Here is a 14,764-nt window from a genome sequence, read left to right as displayed (position 1 = left end):
GCCCCACCCCTCCGACCGGCCTCACCGCCGACCAACCTCACCCACCAGCCACCCCCCCGACCCGACGCAGAGCCACCCGAGGAGACGACATGACTGCCACCAACCCCTTCGAGGACGACGACGCCCGCTACTTCGTGCTGGTCAACGCCGAGAACCAGCACTCGCTGTGGCCGGCCTTCGCGGAGATCCCGGCCGGCTGGACCGCCGTGCACGGCGAGGACACCCGGCAGGCCTGCACCGAGTACGTCGACACCCACTGGACCGACATGCGCCCGGCCAGCCTGATCGCCCGCACGGAGGCCGTGGCGTCCTGACCGCCCGTCGGGGGACGGCCCCGGGCCGTCCCCCAGGGCCCGCCCGAAGCCCCTCCCGAGGGCCCGCCCGCTCCCACCCGACCGCCGCGACCAGACGGATGACCGATCGACGTGAGCACCCCACCGCCCGACCCCGCCGCCTGCCCCGCCGCCGGACCCGCTGACGGTCTGACCGCCGAGCAGCTGGCCGACGAGGACCTGGAGCCCGGCGCGCTCTCCCCGGAACGGCGCCGACGCGCCCGGGCGCTGCTGCGCGGCTCCCTGCGACCGCACCGCGCGACCGTCGCCGCCGCCATGATCGCCGCGGCGATCCGGCAGGTGGCCCTGCTCGCGGTGCCCTGGTGCGTCCAGAAGGCGCTCGACGAGGGCCTCCAGAAGCACGACGACCAGGCCCTGCTGCTCTGGTCCGGCGCCACCGCGGCCACCGCCCTGGTCCAGTTCGCCGGCCTCTACGGCTGGCAGTACTGGGCCGGCTTCGCCGATGCCAAGGTCGGCGCCGACCTGCGTTCGCGGCTGCTGCGCCACCTCTCCGGACTCGACCGCGCGGCCCTCGCCTCCCGCGGCCACGGCGACCTCGCGATGCGCGCCACCCGCGACACCGACCTGGTGCGCGAATGGGTGCACGGCCTGGCCGTCTGGGTGGTGCTGGCGACCACCTTCGTGGTGGTGCTCCCGGCGCTCGCCGTCCTCGACCTGAGCCTGCTGCTGGTCACCCTGGGCACCCTGCCGTTCCTGGTCTGGGTCAACCTGTACTTCCCCAAGCGCTTCGCCGCCGCCAGCGGCGAACTCGCCCGGGTGCACGGGGAGCGCGCCGACGCCGTCGCCGACCTGCTCCAGGTCGGCACCGGACTGCGTGGCACCGGCGGCCACCGCCCGCTGGTGGAACGCCACCACAGTGCCAGCGCCGAGGTCACCGAGCGGACCGTCACCGCGGCCCGGATCGAGGCCGGCTGGGCCGCCGTCGCCCCGTTCGTCCCCCGCCTCGCGGTCGCCGCGGGCGTCGGCGTCGGCGGCCTCGCCGTCCTCGACGGCCGGCTCAGCCTCGGCGGGCTGGTCGCCTTCACCTCCTGGATGGCGATCGTCACCCTGGCCACCCGCGTCCTGGTCGACCGCCTGTTGGAACGCGGCCAGGCGGACGTCGCGGCGGCGCGGATCGACGAGGCGCTGTCCATCCCGCCCACCGTCACCGAGCCGGACGCCGACCGGGCGAAGGCGCTGCCGGTCGAGGGCGCGCTCGCCTTCACCGGCGTCACCGCCGTCCGGGACGGGCGGACCGTGCTCGGTCCGTTCGACCTGGAGGTGGCGCACGGCGAGTTCGTCGCCGTCCGCGGCGCCACCGGCTCCGGCAAGAGCACCCTGCTGCGCCTGGGCGTCCGGCTGGACGACCCGGACGCCGGCCACGTCCGCTACGGCGGCACCGACCTGCGCGAGGCCCGCCTCGACGAGGTCCGCGCCCGGATCGCGTACGTCGCCCAGCGGCCCGTTCTGCTCTCCGGCACCGTCGCCGACAACCTCCGGCTCGGCCGGGACCTCGACGACGAGGCGCTGCGCGAGGCCTGCCGTACCGCCGGCATCCACGAGCAGCTCGCCGCGATGCCCGACGGCTACGACACCGAACTCGGCGAGGGCGGCACCGCCCTGTCCGGCGGCCAGGTCCAGCGCCTCGCCATCGCCCGGGCGCTGCTCGGCGACCCGCGCGTCCTGCTGCTCGACGACTCGACCTCCGCCCTGGACACCGGCACCGAGCGGCTGGTGCTGGAACGGCTGAGGCGGTGGGCCGTCGACCGCACGATCGTCTTCGCCACCCACCGCTCCGCCGTCCTGGACGCCGCCGACCGGGTGGCCGTCGTCGGCCCCCGGACCACCGCGGTGCCCGGCACCCCGGCGCCCGGCACCGCGGCGCCCGGCACCCCGGCGCGCACCGGCGAAAGGCCCGACCCCGTGACCCCGAACGCCGTGGAGGTGGCCCGTGGCTGAGCAGCCCCTGCTCCAGGACGAGGCCGACCAGCGGGCGGTACTGCGCCGCGCCGCGCCGTACCTGCGCCCGCACCGCGGCCGGCTGGCCGTGGCCCTCGGCGTCGGCCTGGCCGACTCGGCGGCCCTGGTGGCGGTGGCCCCGCTGATCGGCCTGGCCGCCGACTCGCTGGCCGACGGCGACCGCGGCGGGCTGGGCCTGGCCGTGGCCCTGCTGGTGGCGCTCGCCGCGGCCCAGCTGGTGCTGGCCCGGGTCGGCGAACTGCTGCTGATCACGGGCGGGGAACAGGTCGTCCGGACGTTGCGCGAGCAGGCCGTGGAGAACCTGGCGACCGCTCCGCTGCGCTTCCTGGAGACCCACCGCAGCGGCGAGCTGCTGCGCCGGGCCACCGGCGAGGTCGCGGCGCTGGCCGCCTTCGTCCGGTTGCACCTGCGCAACATGGTCGCCTCGGCGGCCACCCTGGTCTTCACCCTGGTGGTGCTGGCGGGCTACTCCTGGATGCTGCTGCTGGTGCAGCTGGCCGTCTTCCTGCCGCTGACCCTGCTGGTCACCCGCTGGTTCCAGCGGGACGCCGGCGCGGCCTTCGGCGGCAAGGCGAGCGCCGAGGCGACCGTCGCGGCGACCTTCTCCGAGACGCTGACCGCCCGCGAGGCGCTGCAGACCTCGCGCGGCCTCACCGGCTGGACCCGGCGCTTCGAGCGGGAGAACACCCGCGCGGTGGGTGCCGCCCGGCGGGCCCTGCGGGTGGAGAACCGGATCGACCTGGTCAGCCTGATCGAGGGCGCGGCCCTGGTGGTGCTGCTGCTGGTCGGCGGGTGGCTGGTCTCGCACGACAGCGTCAGCCTCGGCACCGTGGTGGTCTTCGTGGTGGCAAGCCGCAACCTGTTCGACTGCTTCGCCGAGATCTCCCAGCTGGTCGGCGAGGTGCAGACGGCCAGGACCGGCCTCGCCCGGCTGCTGGACCTGCTGGCGGCCACCCGGCCGCAGGACGCCCCCGCGCCGGCGCCGGCCGGCCTGCCGGCCCGCGGCGACCTGCGCTGCGCCGACGTGGAGTACTCCTACCGCGCCGACGGGCGGACCCTGCACGGCATCTCGCTGGACTTCCCCGAGGGCAGCCGGACCGGCGTCGTCGGGGAGACCGGCTCGGGCAAGACCACGCTGTCCAAGCTGCTCTGCGGCCTCTACCGCCCCGACGGCGGCGCGGTCACCTTCGCCGGCACCGACCTGGCGGACCTCCCGGAGGCGGAGCTGCGCCGCCGGATCGTCCTGGTGCCGCAGGAGGTGCGGATGGTGTCGGGCACGATCGCGGACAATCTGGCGCTGGTCCAGGGCGCCCCCGACCGGGCCCGGATCGAACGGACCGTCGACCAGCTGGGCCTGCGTGGCTGGACGGTGGACCTGCCGGGCGGCCTGGACGCCGAGGTCGGCCAGCGCGGCGGCAACCTGTCGGCCGGCGAGCGGCAGATCCTCGGGCTGGTGCGCGCGGTGCTCGCCGACCCGGCCGTCCTGGTGCTGGACGAGGCCACCGCCGACATCGACCCGGTGACGGCGGCCCGGCTGGAGGGCGCGCTGGACGAGCTGCGCGCCGACTGCACCCTGGTGGTGATCGCGCACCGCCCGGCCACCATCGCCCGGATGCCCCGGGTGGTCCGGCTGGACGGCGGCCGCCTGCTCGCTGACGTACCGGCAGGTGGACGACCGAGCGGTGGGACGATGACTGGTCCCAGGAGTGCAGGTTAGGCTAACCTAAATCGTAGGATTGCCCTGTGCCGCCGCCCGGCCCCGTCGTGGCGGCGGCACAGGGCCGTCCGGGCCGGCGCACACCCACCACCGGATTGGGCACAACGATGAACACCGACACGGCTCCACCGCGTATGCGGATCGTCCGTCATCCGCTCAAGTACCGTCTGCTGGAAGTCAAGCGGGTCGTCCGGGTCACGCCCGGCACCGTGCGGGTCACCCTCGGCGGGGAGGCGCTGGAAGGCTTCTGCGAGCAGGCGCCGACCGACCACGTGAAGCTCTGCTTCGCCGAGCCCGGCGCCGAACTGCCGGTCGAGCCGGTCGTGGAGAACGACACCTGGATGGACGCCCCGGTCGAGCCCGTCACCCGCGACTACACGATCCGGCACTACCGCCGGGCCGAGCGGGAACTCGACATCGACATGGTCCTGCACGGCACCGGGGTCGGCTCCGGCTGGGCCGCCGCCGCCGAACCGGGCATGCGGCTGGGCGTCTTCGGCCCGCGCGGCTCCGAGGAGATCCCCTTCGTCCACGACTGGTACCTGCTCGCCGCCGAGGAGACCGCGCTGCCCGCCCTCGCCCGCTGGCTGGAGATGCTGCCCGCCGGGGTCAAGGTGCTGGCCTTCGTCGAGGTCTCCGGGCCGCAGGACGAGCAGGAGCTGACCACCGCCACCGACCTGCGGCTCACCTGGCTGCACCGCGGCGACAACCCGTCCGGCACCGGAGACCTGCTCGAACGGGCCGTCCGCGCGGCCGAGTTCCCGCCCGGCATGGGCTTCGCCTGGATCGCCGGCGAGGCCAACACGCTCAAGCCGATCCGCCGTCACCTGCGGACCGAGCGCGGCCTGGGCAAGGACCAGGTCGACGTGGACGGCTACTGGAAGCGCGGGGTGGCCAATCACGACCACCACGAGGACGACCACCACGAGCACGCATGACCGCCGAGATCCTGGCGAAGCCGGCGCCGGCCGTCCCCGCGCCCGGGCCCGCGACGCCCGGCCGGACCGGTACGGGCCGCCGGCTGGCCTGGCTGTCCGGAGCGCTGGTGCTGCTCGCCGTGCTCGCGCTCGCCGGCATCGCCGTCGGCGCCCGGTACATCCCGCCCGGCCAGGTCCTGCACGTCCTGCTGCACCGTGAACCCGCCTCCGAGGACTGGATCGTGGTGCACCACGCGCGGATCCCGCGCACCCTGCTCGGCATCGCGGTGGGCGCCGCCCTCGGCATCGCCGGCGCCATGATGCAGGCCCTCACCCGCAACCCGCTGGCCGACCCCGGCCTGCTCGGCGTCAACGGCGGCGCGGCCGCCGCCGTCGCCGCCGGGACGGCCCTGCTGGACCTGCGCACCTTCGGCTCCTTCGTCTGGTTCGCACTCGCGGGCGCGGCCGTCGCCGCGCTGGTGGTGCAGATCCTCGGCGGGGGCGGGCGGGCCTCGGCCACCCCGGCCCGCCTCGCGCTGGCCGGCACCGCCGTCACCGCCGTGCTCACCGCCTTCGTCAACGGGCTGATCCTGCTCGACCCGCTGACCCTGAACCGGTTCCGGTTCTGGCAGGTCGGCACGCTGGCCGGGGTGGACTCCGCCGTGCTCGGCCAGGTGCTGCCCTTCCTGGCGGCCGGCGGCCTGCTCGCCCTGCTGCTGGGCCGCCCGCTGAACGCCCTCGCGCTCGGCGACGACGCCGGGCACGCGCTCGGCGCCAACCCGACCCGGACCAGGCTGCTCAGCCTGCTCGCCGTCACCCTGCTGTGCGGCGCGGCCACCGCGGCGGTCGGCCCGATCGCCTTCGTCGGCCTCGCCGTGCCGCACCTGGCCCGGCACGTCTGCGGGCCCGACCAGCGCTGGATCATGCTGCTGTCGGCGGTGCTCGCGCCCGTCCTGCTGCTCGGCTCGGACATCATCGGCCGGCTCGCGCTGCACCCGGCCGAACTCCAGGTCGGCGTCGTCACCGCCTTCATCGGCGCCCCGCTCTTCATCGCCCTCGTGCGCGGCCGGAGGATCGCCCAACTGTGAACGGCCCCACCGCGGTCGACCCCGCCGCCACCCTGCCCGCGACGCCCCCCGCCGCTCCCGCGGCAGAGCCGCCCGGCGACCCGGGGCCCGGCCTCGCGCCGGTGCCGTTGCGCGCCGTCCCGCTGCCCGCCGGCGGGTCGCTGCGCTGGCACCCGCGGGCCACCGTGGTCGGCGGCCTGCTGGTGCTGGCCCTGCTCGGTGCCGTGACCTGGGCGCTGACCGCCGGCGACTACCCGCTGCCGGTCGCCGACGTCCTCGACGTCCTCACCGGCGGCGGCGCCCGAGCCGACCGGTACGTGGTGATGGAGGTCCGGCTGCCCCGGTTGCTGACCGCCCTGCTGGTGGGGGCCGCCCTGGGCCTGGCCGGCTCGCTCTTCCAGACCCTGGCCCGCAACCCGCTCGGCAGCCCGGACGTCATCGGCTTCACGGTCGGCTCCGCCACCGGCGCGCTGGCCGTCATCCTGGTCATCGGCGGCGGCGCCGCGGCCGTCGCGGGCGGCGCGGTGGTGGGCGGCCTGCTCACCTCGGTGCTGGTGTACCTGCTGGCCCGGCGCGGCGGCACCCAGGGCTACCGGCTCGTCCTGGTCGGCATCGGCGTCAGCTCGCTGCTCGCCTCACTGAACGCCTACCTGATCGCCCGCGCCTCGTTCAGCGACGCGCAGAGCGCCGCGGTCTGGCTCACCGGCAGCCTCAACGCCCGGGGCTGGGAGCACTGTGGCCCGATGGCCGTCGCGCTGGCCCTACTGCTGCCCGCGGCGCTGCTGCTCGGCCGGCCGCTGCGGATGCTGGAGATGGGCGACGACGTCGCGTCCTCGCTCGGGGTGCGCACCGAGGGGGTGCGGATCCGGCTGGTGCTGATCGGCGTCGGGCTCACCGCGGCGGCCACCGCCGCCGCCGGGCCGATCCCGTTCGTCGCGCTGATCGCCCCGCAGGCCGTCCGCCGGCTGACCCGGGCCACCGGGCCCAACCTGCTCGGGTCGGCGCTGACCGGCGCCCTGCTGCTGGCGCTCAGCGACCTGGCGGCGCAGCGGCTGCTGGCCCCGACCCAGCTGCCGGTGGGGGTGCTCACCGGGGTGGTCGGCGGGTGCTTCCTGATCTGGCTGATCGTCCGTCAATGGCGGGGCGACCGGGCCTGAGGCCCCCTCGGCACCCGCCGCGCACGAAGGTCCCTGGAGACCGGTCGGACGGTCTCCAGGGACCTTCGCGGTGGCGGGGGTCGGTCAGCCCCGGTCGAGGGTCAGGGCGAAGACCCGTGAGCCGCGGGCCGGGTCCAGTCCGGCCGCCCAGGACCGCGGGGCCAGCGCCACCGGGATCTCCCGGAAGCCGCTGCGCAGGAACAGCGCGCCGTCGCCGGTGCTGGCCGTGACGAGCGTACGCAGCCCGCACCGGCCCGCCTCCGCGAGCAGGGCCGCCAGCAGCCGGGAGCCGAGACCGGCGCCCTGGCGGCCGTCGCGGACGCAGAAGTTGTGCACCAGCCCGGCCGCCGGGTGCCGCGGTTCGGGCGGCAGCGCCCGCAGCGCGACGCAGCCGTCCAGCTCTCCGTCCGGGCCGCCGCCGGTGGCCGCGCCGGGCACCATCAGGAAGCGGTCCCCGGGCCGGCGGTAGTCCGCCACCGTGCGCGGCCGCAGCGCGCCGCTGCGCATGAACGGCGCGGAGAGCGCGTACAGGGCCTCGGCGTCGGCCCCGGTCGCGGTGCGGACCGGGGCCGGGCGCAGGGTTCCTCTCACCGGACGGCGGCCCGGTGCCTGGGTGCCATCGGCACCACCAGCGGGGTGCCGGTCTGCGGGTCCTCGATCACCTGGCAGGGCAGGTCGAAGACCCGCTCGACCAGCTCGGCGGTGACGATCTCGGACGGCGCGCCCTCGGCGACCACGGCGCCGTCCCGCATGGCGATCAGGTGCGTCGCGTAGCGGGTGGCCTGGTTGAGGTCGTGCAGCACGGCGACCAGGGTGCGCCGCTGCTCCTGGTGCAGTCGGGCGCACAGGTCGAGCACCTCGACCTGGTGGGCGATGTCCAGGAAGGTGGTCGGCTCGTCCAGCAGCAGCAGCGGGGTCTGCTGGGCGATCGCCATGGCCAGCCAGACGCGCTGGCGCTGGCCGCCGGAGAGCTCGTCGACGAAGCGGTCGGCCAGGCCGGTCACGTCGGTGGCCGCCATCGACTCGGCGACCACCCGGTCGTCCTCGCGCGACCACTGCCGCAGCAGCCCCTGGTGGGGGTAGCGGCCGCGGGCGACCAGGTCGGCCACGGTGATCCCGTCCGGCGCGGTGGAGCTCTGCGGCAGCAGGCCCAGCCGGCGGGCGAGTTCCTTCGCGGGCAGCGCGCCGATCTGCCCGCCGTCCAGCAGCACCCGCCCGGCGGCGGGCTTCAGCAGCCGGGCGAAGGCCCGCAGCAGGGTCGACTTGCCGCACGCGTTGGGCCCGACGATGACGGTGAACGAGCCGTCCGGCACGCCGATGGACAGATCGGTGGCGATGGCCCGGTCGCCGTATTTGAGGGTGACGGCCTCGGCGTACAACCGGCCCGGGGGCGTGGTCACTTCGTCTCCAGGAGCTGGTCGGTGGTGAGGACGACGGCGCACTTCTCGGCGGCCCAGCGTAGTGCTTCGAGGTGCTTCTCGGCCGAGAAGTCGGCGACCGCGTCGGAGACCACGAAGGCCTGGATGTCGCGGGACCAGGCGTCGCAGGCGGTCATCATGACGCCGATGTGGGCGTACACGCCGACGATGACGAGCTGGTCGCGGCCGGCCGCGGCGAGCAGTTCGGCCAGCTCGGTGCGGGCGAAGGCGCTGTACTTCCACTTGAGCAGCATGGTGTCGCCGGCCGCCGGGGCGACGATCGCCGGGACGCCCTGGGCGTGCTCGTCGGCGGGCAGACCGGGGCCCCAGAAGTCCAGTTGGAGGCCGCGCTGGGCGGGCGTCTGGCCGCCGCGCTGGTGCGAGTAGAGGACGGGCATGCCGTGCGCGCGGGCGTGTGCCAGCACCCGGGCGGAGTTGGCCAGGGCGGGGGCGAGCGGCGGCCCGGCGGCGGGGAACGCGCCGAGGAAGTAGTTCTGCAGGTCGTGGACGAGCACGGCGGCCCGTGCGGGGTCCACCTGCCACGGCACCTTGGGCGCCGGGTACCGGTCGGGGCCGGGCAGGTCGTACGGGGCGATGGTGGGAAGGGGCATGTGACGGGGTCTCTCTAGCGCGGGGCGGAGCGGAGGTCCTTCTTGCTGACCTTGCCGATGCCGGTCTGGGGGAAGGCGGTGACGAACTCGACGCGGTCGGGCACCTTGTAGTCGGCGAGCCCGCCGGCCCGGACGAAGGCCTTCAGGTCGACGGGGCGGGGCCGTTCGGCGCCGGGGAGCAGGATGACGTACGCGCAGCTGCGTTCGCCGAGGTATTCGTCCGGGGTGGCCACCACCGACACGTCGTGCACGGCGGGGTGGCGCAGCAGGACGTTCTCGACCTCCTCGGCCGCCACCTTCTCGCCGCCGCGGTTGATCTGGTCCTTGGCCCGGCCCTCCACCACCAGGTGGCCGGTCGGGGTACGGCGGACCACGTCGCCGGTGCGGTAGAAGCCGTCGGCGGTGAAGGCCACCGCGTTGTGCTCGGGGGCCCGCCAGTAGCCGCGGACGGTGTACGGGCCGCGGGTCAGCAGGTGGCCGGTGGCGCCCTCGGGCAGGTCCTGGTCCTCGTCGTCGACGATCCTCACCTCGTCGTCGGGGGAGATCGGCCGGCCCTGGGTGGTCAGCACGGTCTCCTCGGGGTCGTCGACCCGGGTGTAGTTGACCAGCCCCTCGGCCATGCCGAAGACCTGCTGGAGGCGGCAGCCGAGGGCGGGGCCGAGCCGGCGGGCCGCCTCCTCGCTGAGCTTGGCGCCGCCGACCTGGAGGAGTTCCAGGCTGGACAGGTCGCGGCCGGCCGCGGGGGCGGCCTGCGCCCAGGCGAGGGCCAGCGGCGGCACCAGCCCGGTGAGGGTGACCCGTTCGCGCTCGATCAGGGCGAGCGCGGTGGCCGGGCTCGGGTCCGGGGCGAGCACCACCCGGCCGCCGGCGTGGAAGGTGCCGAGCGTGCCGGGGGAGCTGAGCGGGAAGTTGTGGGCGGCGGGCAGCGCGCACAGGTACACGGACCCCGGCGTCAGCTCGCAGATCACCGCCGACTCGCGCACGCTGTACAGGTAGTCGTCGTGGCTGCGGGGGATCAGCTTGGGCAGGCCGGTGCTGCCGCCGGAGAGCTGCAGGAAGGCCAGGTCGGAGGCGGTCGGCGGGTCGGCCGGCGGGGCGGACCCGGCGGACCGCAGCTCCTCCAGCGGGGTGAAGGGGCCGGGGTCGCCGAGCACGATCACCTCGCCCAGCGCCGGGACCGCCCGGGTGACCTCCAGGGCCAGCTCGCGGTGGTCGAAGCCGGCGTGGCGGTCCGCCACGATCAGCGCCCGGGCCTCGGTGAACTCGCAGAAGTACGAGAGCTCGGCGCGGCGGTGCGCGGGCAGCGCCATCACCGGGACCACGCCGGCGCGCAGGGCGCCGAAGAAGACCTCGAAGAACTCGGCGACGTTGGGCAGCTGGAGGACCACCCGGTCGCCCTTGCGCAGGCCGCGGGCGAGCAGGCCGGCCGCCAGCACGTCGGCCCGGCGGTCGAGTTCGGCGTAGCTCCAGTGACGGTCGCCGTCGGTGACGGCGATCCGGCCGGGATGGCTGCCGGCGTGCCGGCGGATCACGGTGTCCAGCGTCTCGCCGGTCCAGTACCCGGCCGCGCGGTAGCGGTCCGCGAACTCCTCGGGCCACAGCGTCACTTGGCGTCCTCCAGTCCGACGGCGTGCAGGAATGTTCGGAACTTGGCGCCGGTCTCGGCGAGTTCGTGCTCCGGGACGGAGGCGGCGACCACGCCCGCGCCGGCGAACAGCCGCAGGCGCTCCCCCTCGGCCTCGGCGCAGCGCAGGGTGACCACCCACTCGCCGTCGCCGGCCGCGTCGCCCCAGCCGACCACGCCGGTGTAGAGGCCGCGGTCGAAGGGCTCCAGGGCGCCGATCAGGTCGCGGGCCCGGTCGGTGGGCGTCCCGCAGACGGCCGGGGTGGGGTGCAGGGCGAGGGCCAGGTCGAGCGCGCTGGTGCCGGCGTCGCGCAGGGTGCCGCTGACGGTGGTGGACAGGTGCCACATGGCGGCGGTGCGGATCAGCGAGGGCTGCGCGGGCACCACCAGGTCGTCGCAGTACGGCTCCAGCGTCCGGCGGACGGCGTCCACCACGAAGGCGTGCTCCGCCAGGTCCTTGGGGGACTTCGCCAGGGCGGCGGCGCGGCGCACGTCCTCGACCGGGTCGGTGCTCCGGGCGGCCGAGCCGGCGAGCGGGTTGGAGACCACCGAGCGGCCGCGCCGGGACAGCAGCAGCTCGGGGCTGGCGCCGACCAGGGTGGCCGCGCCGCCGGCCGGCACCGCGAAGGTGTAGCCGTTCGGGTCGCGGTGGATCAGGCGGTGCAGCATGGTGGTGAGGTCCGCGCCGCCGGGCGCGGTGAGTTCGAGGGTGCGGGCCAGCACGACCTTGGACAGCTCCGGGTCCTCGTTCATCTGCCGCACCGCCTCGGCGACGGCCGTCCGGTACGTCTCCGGGGCGGGCACCGGGCGCTGGTTCCAGGCCCGGCCGGCGGCCGGGGCGAGCGGCGGGCGGGGCAGCGGGCTCTCGCGGACCGCGCCGGCCCGGCGCACCCGGGCGGGGATGAAGAGCTCGGCGTCCCGGCCGGGGGCGAACGGTATCGCCCCGACCACGACGGGGTTGTCCTCCTGCGCGCTGCGGGCCTCGGCCAGCAGGCGTCCGGCCGAGGCTGGGTCGGGGACGGCCCGGCGCCGGCCCTCGGCCAGCAGGGTGCCGTCGGGGCCGGCGAAGAACGCCCTCGCCGGCCCCGGCCGGTAGGCAGCCAGCAGCGTGCCGCCGGCGGGCAGCGCCGCCGAGGGGGCGTCCTGGGCCTGGAAAGCCGTGGTCATGGTGCTCCGTTCTGCCGGTGCGTGCGGGCACCGGGACGCTGGGACTGGGATCGCTGGACGGGCGGGGCGGGCCGCCCGTTGGGCGCGGGGGCCGGGCCGGCACGGGCTCAGGCCCGCAGCGTCGCGCCGCCGTCGACGTACAGGTCGTGCATGGTGATGTGCCGGGCGCGGTCGCCGGCCAGGAAGGCGACGGCCTCGGCGACGTCCTCGGGTGCGGCGATCCGGCCGAGCGGGATGCCCACCCGGTAGCTGGCCGGGTCGCCGTCTATGACGCGCTGTTCGGCGTCGTCGTCGGTCCACAGGGCGCGCTGCATGTCGGTGTCGGTCGACCCGGGCGAGACCAGGTTGCAGCGGACGCCGGAGCGGGCGAGTTCGAGTCCGAGGCAGCGGACGAACATGGTGGTCGCGGCCTTGGAGGCGGCGTAGGCCGCCATGTTGGTGCGGGGCACCCCGGCGGCGTTGGAGCCGACGGTGACGATGCTGCCGCGCCCGCGGTCGGCCATCCGGCGGCCGACGGCGCGGCAGGTGTGGAAGACGCCGGTGGTGTTGACGGCGAAGGTGCGCGCCCAGTTCTCGTCGGTGGTCTCCAGCACGGGGGCGGCGGTCAGCACACCGGCCACGTTGACGAGGACGTCGATCGGGCCGTGTTCGCGCTCGATCCGGTCGACCAGGGCCTCGACGGCCGCGCCGTCGGTGACGTCGAGCCGGTGGACGGTGCCGTCCGGGGCGTCCAGGTCGGAGGCGATCACCTCGGCCCCGCGTTCGGCCAGCATCCGGGCGACGGCGGCGCCGATGCCGCGGGCCGCGCCGGTCACCAGGGCGACGCGGCCGGCGAACTCGGTGGTCGGGTCGGCCACGGTCAGGCCTCCGTTCTGACGGTCGGTCCGGCGGCGGCGGGGCGGGCGGCGCCGGCCGGGCCGGGGCCCGCCGGTCGCCCGCCGGGGTGCAGAGGGGGCGCCGTGGCGGCGGCACTGCCGGCGGTGGGCGGCATGGTTGCTCTCCGGGTGGGTCGAGGTTCGAGGTGCAGGTCGGCCGAACGCGCACACGAAGTGCTGCAGTAAGGTTAGCCTAACCACATCGGATGAGGTGGCCTCGGGGGCGCCTCTTCCTCCGGTGGTCCGCGGCTCCCGCGCGGATCCGCGCCGGCCGCCGCCTGCCACCCTCCCCGCCGCTCAATTCCCGCCCAGGCCAAGGCAATCCCGCCGGCCCAGGGTGTTGCGTCGTGGCGATCCCACGCCGCAGCAGATTCGCATCCCGACCGGAGGACCTCCATGCCTGCCACGGACACCATCACCTCGGCGACCGCCGCCCCGCTCCGGGAGGCCCGCGTGGCCACCCCTCGCCGCTTCCTGATGTGCCCGCCGCGCCACTTCGACGTGACCTACTCGATCAACCCGTGGATGGACCCGGCCAAGCCGGTCGACGGCGCACTGGCCCTCGCCCAGTGGACCTCCCTGCGCGACCTCCACCTCTCCCTCGGCCACACCGTCGAGGTGATCGAGCCGCTCCCGGGCCTGCCCGACATGGTGTTCGCGGCCAACGGCGCCACCGTGGTCGACGGCCGGGTGTTCGGGGCGCGGTTCCGCCATGCCGAGCGCACCGCCGAAGGGCCCGCCTACCTCGACTGGTTCACCGCCCGGGGCTACCGGGACGTCTACTGGCCCGAGCACATCAACGAGGGCGAGGGTGACCTGCTGACCGTCGGCCGCAGGATCCTGGCCGGCAGCGGCTTCCGCACCGACCCCCGCGCGCACGCCGAGGCCCAGGAGTTCTTCGGCCTGCCCGTGACCGGCCTGACGCTGGTGGACCCGAAGTTCTACCACCTCGACACCGCCCTCGCGGTGCTCTCCGACGACGAGGTCATGTACTACCCGGAGGCGTTCAGCCCCGGCAGCCGGGCCGTCCTGCGCGAGCTCTTCCCGGACGCCGTCCTCGCCGCCGCCGAGGACGCCGAGGTCTTCGGCCTCAACGCGCTCTCCGACGGTCGCCACGTACTGCTGCCGGAGGCCGCCGTCGGGCTCCACCGCCAGCTCCGCGAGCGCGGCTTCGAGCCGATCGGCGTCGATCTGACGGAGCTGCTGCGCGCCGGAGGCAGCGTCAAGTGCTGCACGCTGGAGCTGCGTCCGTAGCGGCCGCCCGGAAGGCCGGGTGCCGGCCCGGGGCGGCACCGGTTGGCCCGGCAGGCACGACGGAGTCCCGGTCCGGCGCTCCTGGCGGACGCCGGGCCGGGACCTTGTGGGTTCGTCCAGGCCTGCGGGTCGATGTTGCTGTCCAGGACCATCGCGCGGACCCGGTCGGGGTACAGGTTCGCGTAGGTGGCGTCGAGGATCGTGCCGTAGGAGACGCCGAGGTAGGTGAGCCGTGGCTCGCCCACCGCCTGGCGGAGCAGGTCGAGGTCGTGCGCGGTCCCGGCGGTCGACACATGGCGCAGAAGCTCGGGGTGCCGCTGCTCGCAGCGTTCGCCCAGCGCCCGGTAGGCGGCGATCCACGCCGCCCGTTCCTGCTCGCCCACCGGGAACCCGGCGGGTTTGCCCGCGGCCCGTTCCGCGGCCTCCTGAGGCGTGTCGAAGCAGTTGACGGCGGTGCTGTTGCCGACTCCGCGAGGGTCCCAGCTGACGATGTCGAACCGGTCCCGCACCTCCTGCGGGAGGTCCTCGTAGTTCTGATGCACCTGGACCGTCCCGGGTCCGCCGGGGCCACCGGGCTTCACGAAGAGGGTGCCGAGGCGCCGCCCGGGGTCGGCCGCCGTCAAGGGGCGCCAGGGGCACCCCGGG

13 protein-coding genes and 1 pseudogene are annotated in these 14,764 nt (G+C 75.6%); 7 read left to right on the top strand and 7 right to left on the bottom strand.

The window, feature by feature from the left end:
• Positions 1–89: 89 nt before the first annotated feature.
• From OG689_RS12165 to OG689_RS12140, 6 genes are all read left to right on the top strand, one after another.
• Positions 90–314, top strand: coding sequence for an MbtH family protein (locus tag OG689_RS12165; RefSeq protein WP_266320079.1), 225 nt, complete (start codon positions 90–92; stop codon positions 312–314).
• A gap of 111 nt (positions 315–425) precedes the next feature.
• Positions 426–2,291, top strand: coding sequence for an ABC transporter ATP-binding protein (locus OG689_RS12160; RefSeq protein ID WP_266320077.1), 1,866 nt, complete (start codon positions 426–428; stop codon positions 2,289–2,291).
• Positions 2,284–4,029, top strand: coding sequence for an ABC transporter ATP-binding protein (locus OG689_RS12155; protein WP_266320075.1), 1,746 nt, complete (start codon positions 2,284–2,286; stop codon positions 4,027–4,029). Before OG689_RS12160 ends, OG689_RS12155 begins: the two co-directional genes overlap by 8 nt.
• Before the next feature lie 107 nt (positions 4,030–4,136).
• Positions 4,137–4,967 (top strand): siderophore-interacting protein, encoded by an 831-nt coding sequence (locus OG689_RS12150; protein WP_266320074.1) that lies wholly within the window; start codon positions 4,137–4,139, stop codon positions 4,965–4,967.
• Positions 4,964–6,034 (top strand): iron chelate uptake ABC transporter family permease subunit, encoded by a 1,071-nt coding sequence (locus tag OG689_RS12145; protein WP_266320073.1) that lies wholly within the window; start codon positions 4,964–4,966, stop codon positions 6,032–6,034. Before OG689_RS12150 ends, OG689_RS12145 begins: the two co-directional genes overlap by 4 nt.
• Positions 6,031–7,170 (top strand): iron chelate uptake ABC transporter family permease subunit, encoded by a 1,140-nt coding sequence (locus OG689_RS12140; RefSeq protein WP_266320072.1) that lies wholly within the window; start codon positions 6,031–6,033, stop codon positions 7,168–7,170. Before OG689_RS12145 ends, OG689_RS12140 begins: the two co-directional genes overlap by 4 nt.
• An 84-nt stretch (positions 7,171–7,254) precedes the next feature.
• Here OG689_RS12140 and OG689_RS12135 read toward each other — a convergent pair whose 3' ends face one another.
• The 6 genes from OG689_RS12135 to dhbA all read right to left on the bottom strand — a co-directional run bounded on the left by OG689_RS12135 (position 7,255) and on the right by dhbA (position 12,847).
• Positions 7,255–7,761 (bottom strand): GNAT family N-acetyltransferase, encoded by a 507-nt coding sequence (locus tag OG689_RS12135; RefSeq protein WP_266320071.1) that lies wholly within the window; start codon positions 7,759–7,761, stop codon positions 7,255–7,257.
• Positions 7,758–8,570, bottom strand: coding sequence for an ABC transporter ATP-binding protein (locus OG689_RS12130; protein WP_266320070.1), 813 nt, complete (start codon positions 8,568–8,570; stop codon positions 7,758–7,760). Before OG689_RS12130 ends, OG689_RS12135 begins: the two co-directional genes overlap by 4 nt.
• Entirely contained in the window at positions 8,567–9,199 is a 633-nt protein-coding gene (locus OG689_RS12125; protein ID WP_266320068.1) for an isochorismatase family protein, read from the bottom strand. Before OG689_RS12125 ends, OG689_RS12130 begins: the two co-directional genes overlap by 4 nt.
• 14 nt (positions 9,200–9,213) lie before the next feature.
• Complete coding sequence (locus OG689_RS12120; RefSeq protein ID WP_266320067.1) at positions 9,214–10,806, bottom strand: (2,3-dihydroxybenzoyl)adenylate synthase; 1,593 nt, start codon at positions 10,804–10,806, stop codon at positions 9,214–9,216.
• Positions 10,803–11,990 carry an isochorismate synthase gene (locus OG689_RS12115; RefSeq protein ID WP_266320065.1) on the bottom strand — a complete coding sequence of 396 codons (1,188 nt, stop codon included), beginning with the start codon at positions 11,988–11,990 and terminating at the stop codon, positions 10,803–10,805. The genes OG689_RS12120 and OG689_RS12115 overlap by 4 nt, the downstream gene beginning before the upstream one ends.
• 107 nt (positions 11,991–12,097) lie before the next feature.
• A complete protein-coding gene (gene dhbA, locus OG689_RS12110; RefSeq protein WP_266320064.1) occupies positions 12,098–12,847 on the bottom strand; it encodes a 2,3-dihydro-2,3-dihydroxybenzoate dehydrogenase in 750 nt (249 codons plus the stop codon).
• Positions 12,848–13,261: 414 nt separating this feature from the next.
• Here dhbA and ddaH point away from each other — a divergent pair, with 414 nt between their 5' ends.
• A complete protein-coding gene (ddaH, locus tag OG689_RS12105) occupies positions 13,262–14,119 on the top strand; it encodes a dimethylargininase (protein ID WP_266320063.1) in 858 nt (285 codons plus the stop codon).
• A 125-nt stretch (positions 14,120–14,244) separates the two neighbouring features.
• Here the strand turns inward: ddaH and OG689_RS12100 are convergent.
• Positions 14,245–14,700, bottom strand: a pseudogene (locus OG689_RS12100) (alpha/beta fold hydrolase); the annotation flags it as partial.
• Positions 14,701–14,764 lie beyond the last annotated feature (64 nt).

Source organism: Kitasatospora sp. NBC_00240 (assembly GCF_026342405.1).
Taxonomy (GTDB): domain Bacteria; phylum Actinomycetota; class Actinomycetes; order Streptomycetales; family Streptomycetaceae; genus Kitasatospora.
Note: the sequence above shows the minus strand (reverse complement) of the source record. Positions and strands in the feature narration are given on the sequence as shown.

Coding starts and splice junctions, on each gene's coding strand:
- OG689_RS12115 (WP_266320065.1), bottom strand. CDS start 11,990: ATGACCACGGCTTTCCAGGCCCAGGACGCCCCCTCGGCGGCGCTGCCC.
- OG689_RS12125 (WP_266320068.1), bottom strand. CDS start 9,199: ATGCCCCTTCCCACCATCGCCCCGTACGACCTGCCCGGCCCCGACCGG.
- ddaH (WP_266320063.1), top strand. CDS start 13,262: ATGCCTGCCACGGACACCATCACCTCGGCGACCGCCGCCCCGCTCCGG.
- OG689_RS12165 (WP_266320079.1), top strand. CDS start 90: ATGACTGCCACCAACCCCTTCGAGGACGACGACGCCCGCTACTTCGTG.
- OG689_RS12145 (WP_266320073.1), top strand. CDS start 4,964: ATGACCGCCGAGATCCTGGCGAAGCCGGCGCCGGCCGTCCCCGCGCCC.
- OG689_RS12150 (WP_266320074.1), top strand. CDS start 4,137: ATGAACACCGACACGGCTCCACCGCGTATGCGGATCGTCCGTCATCCG.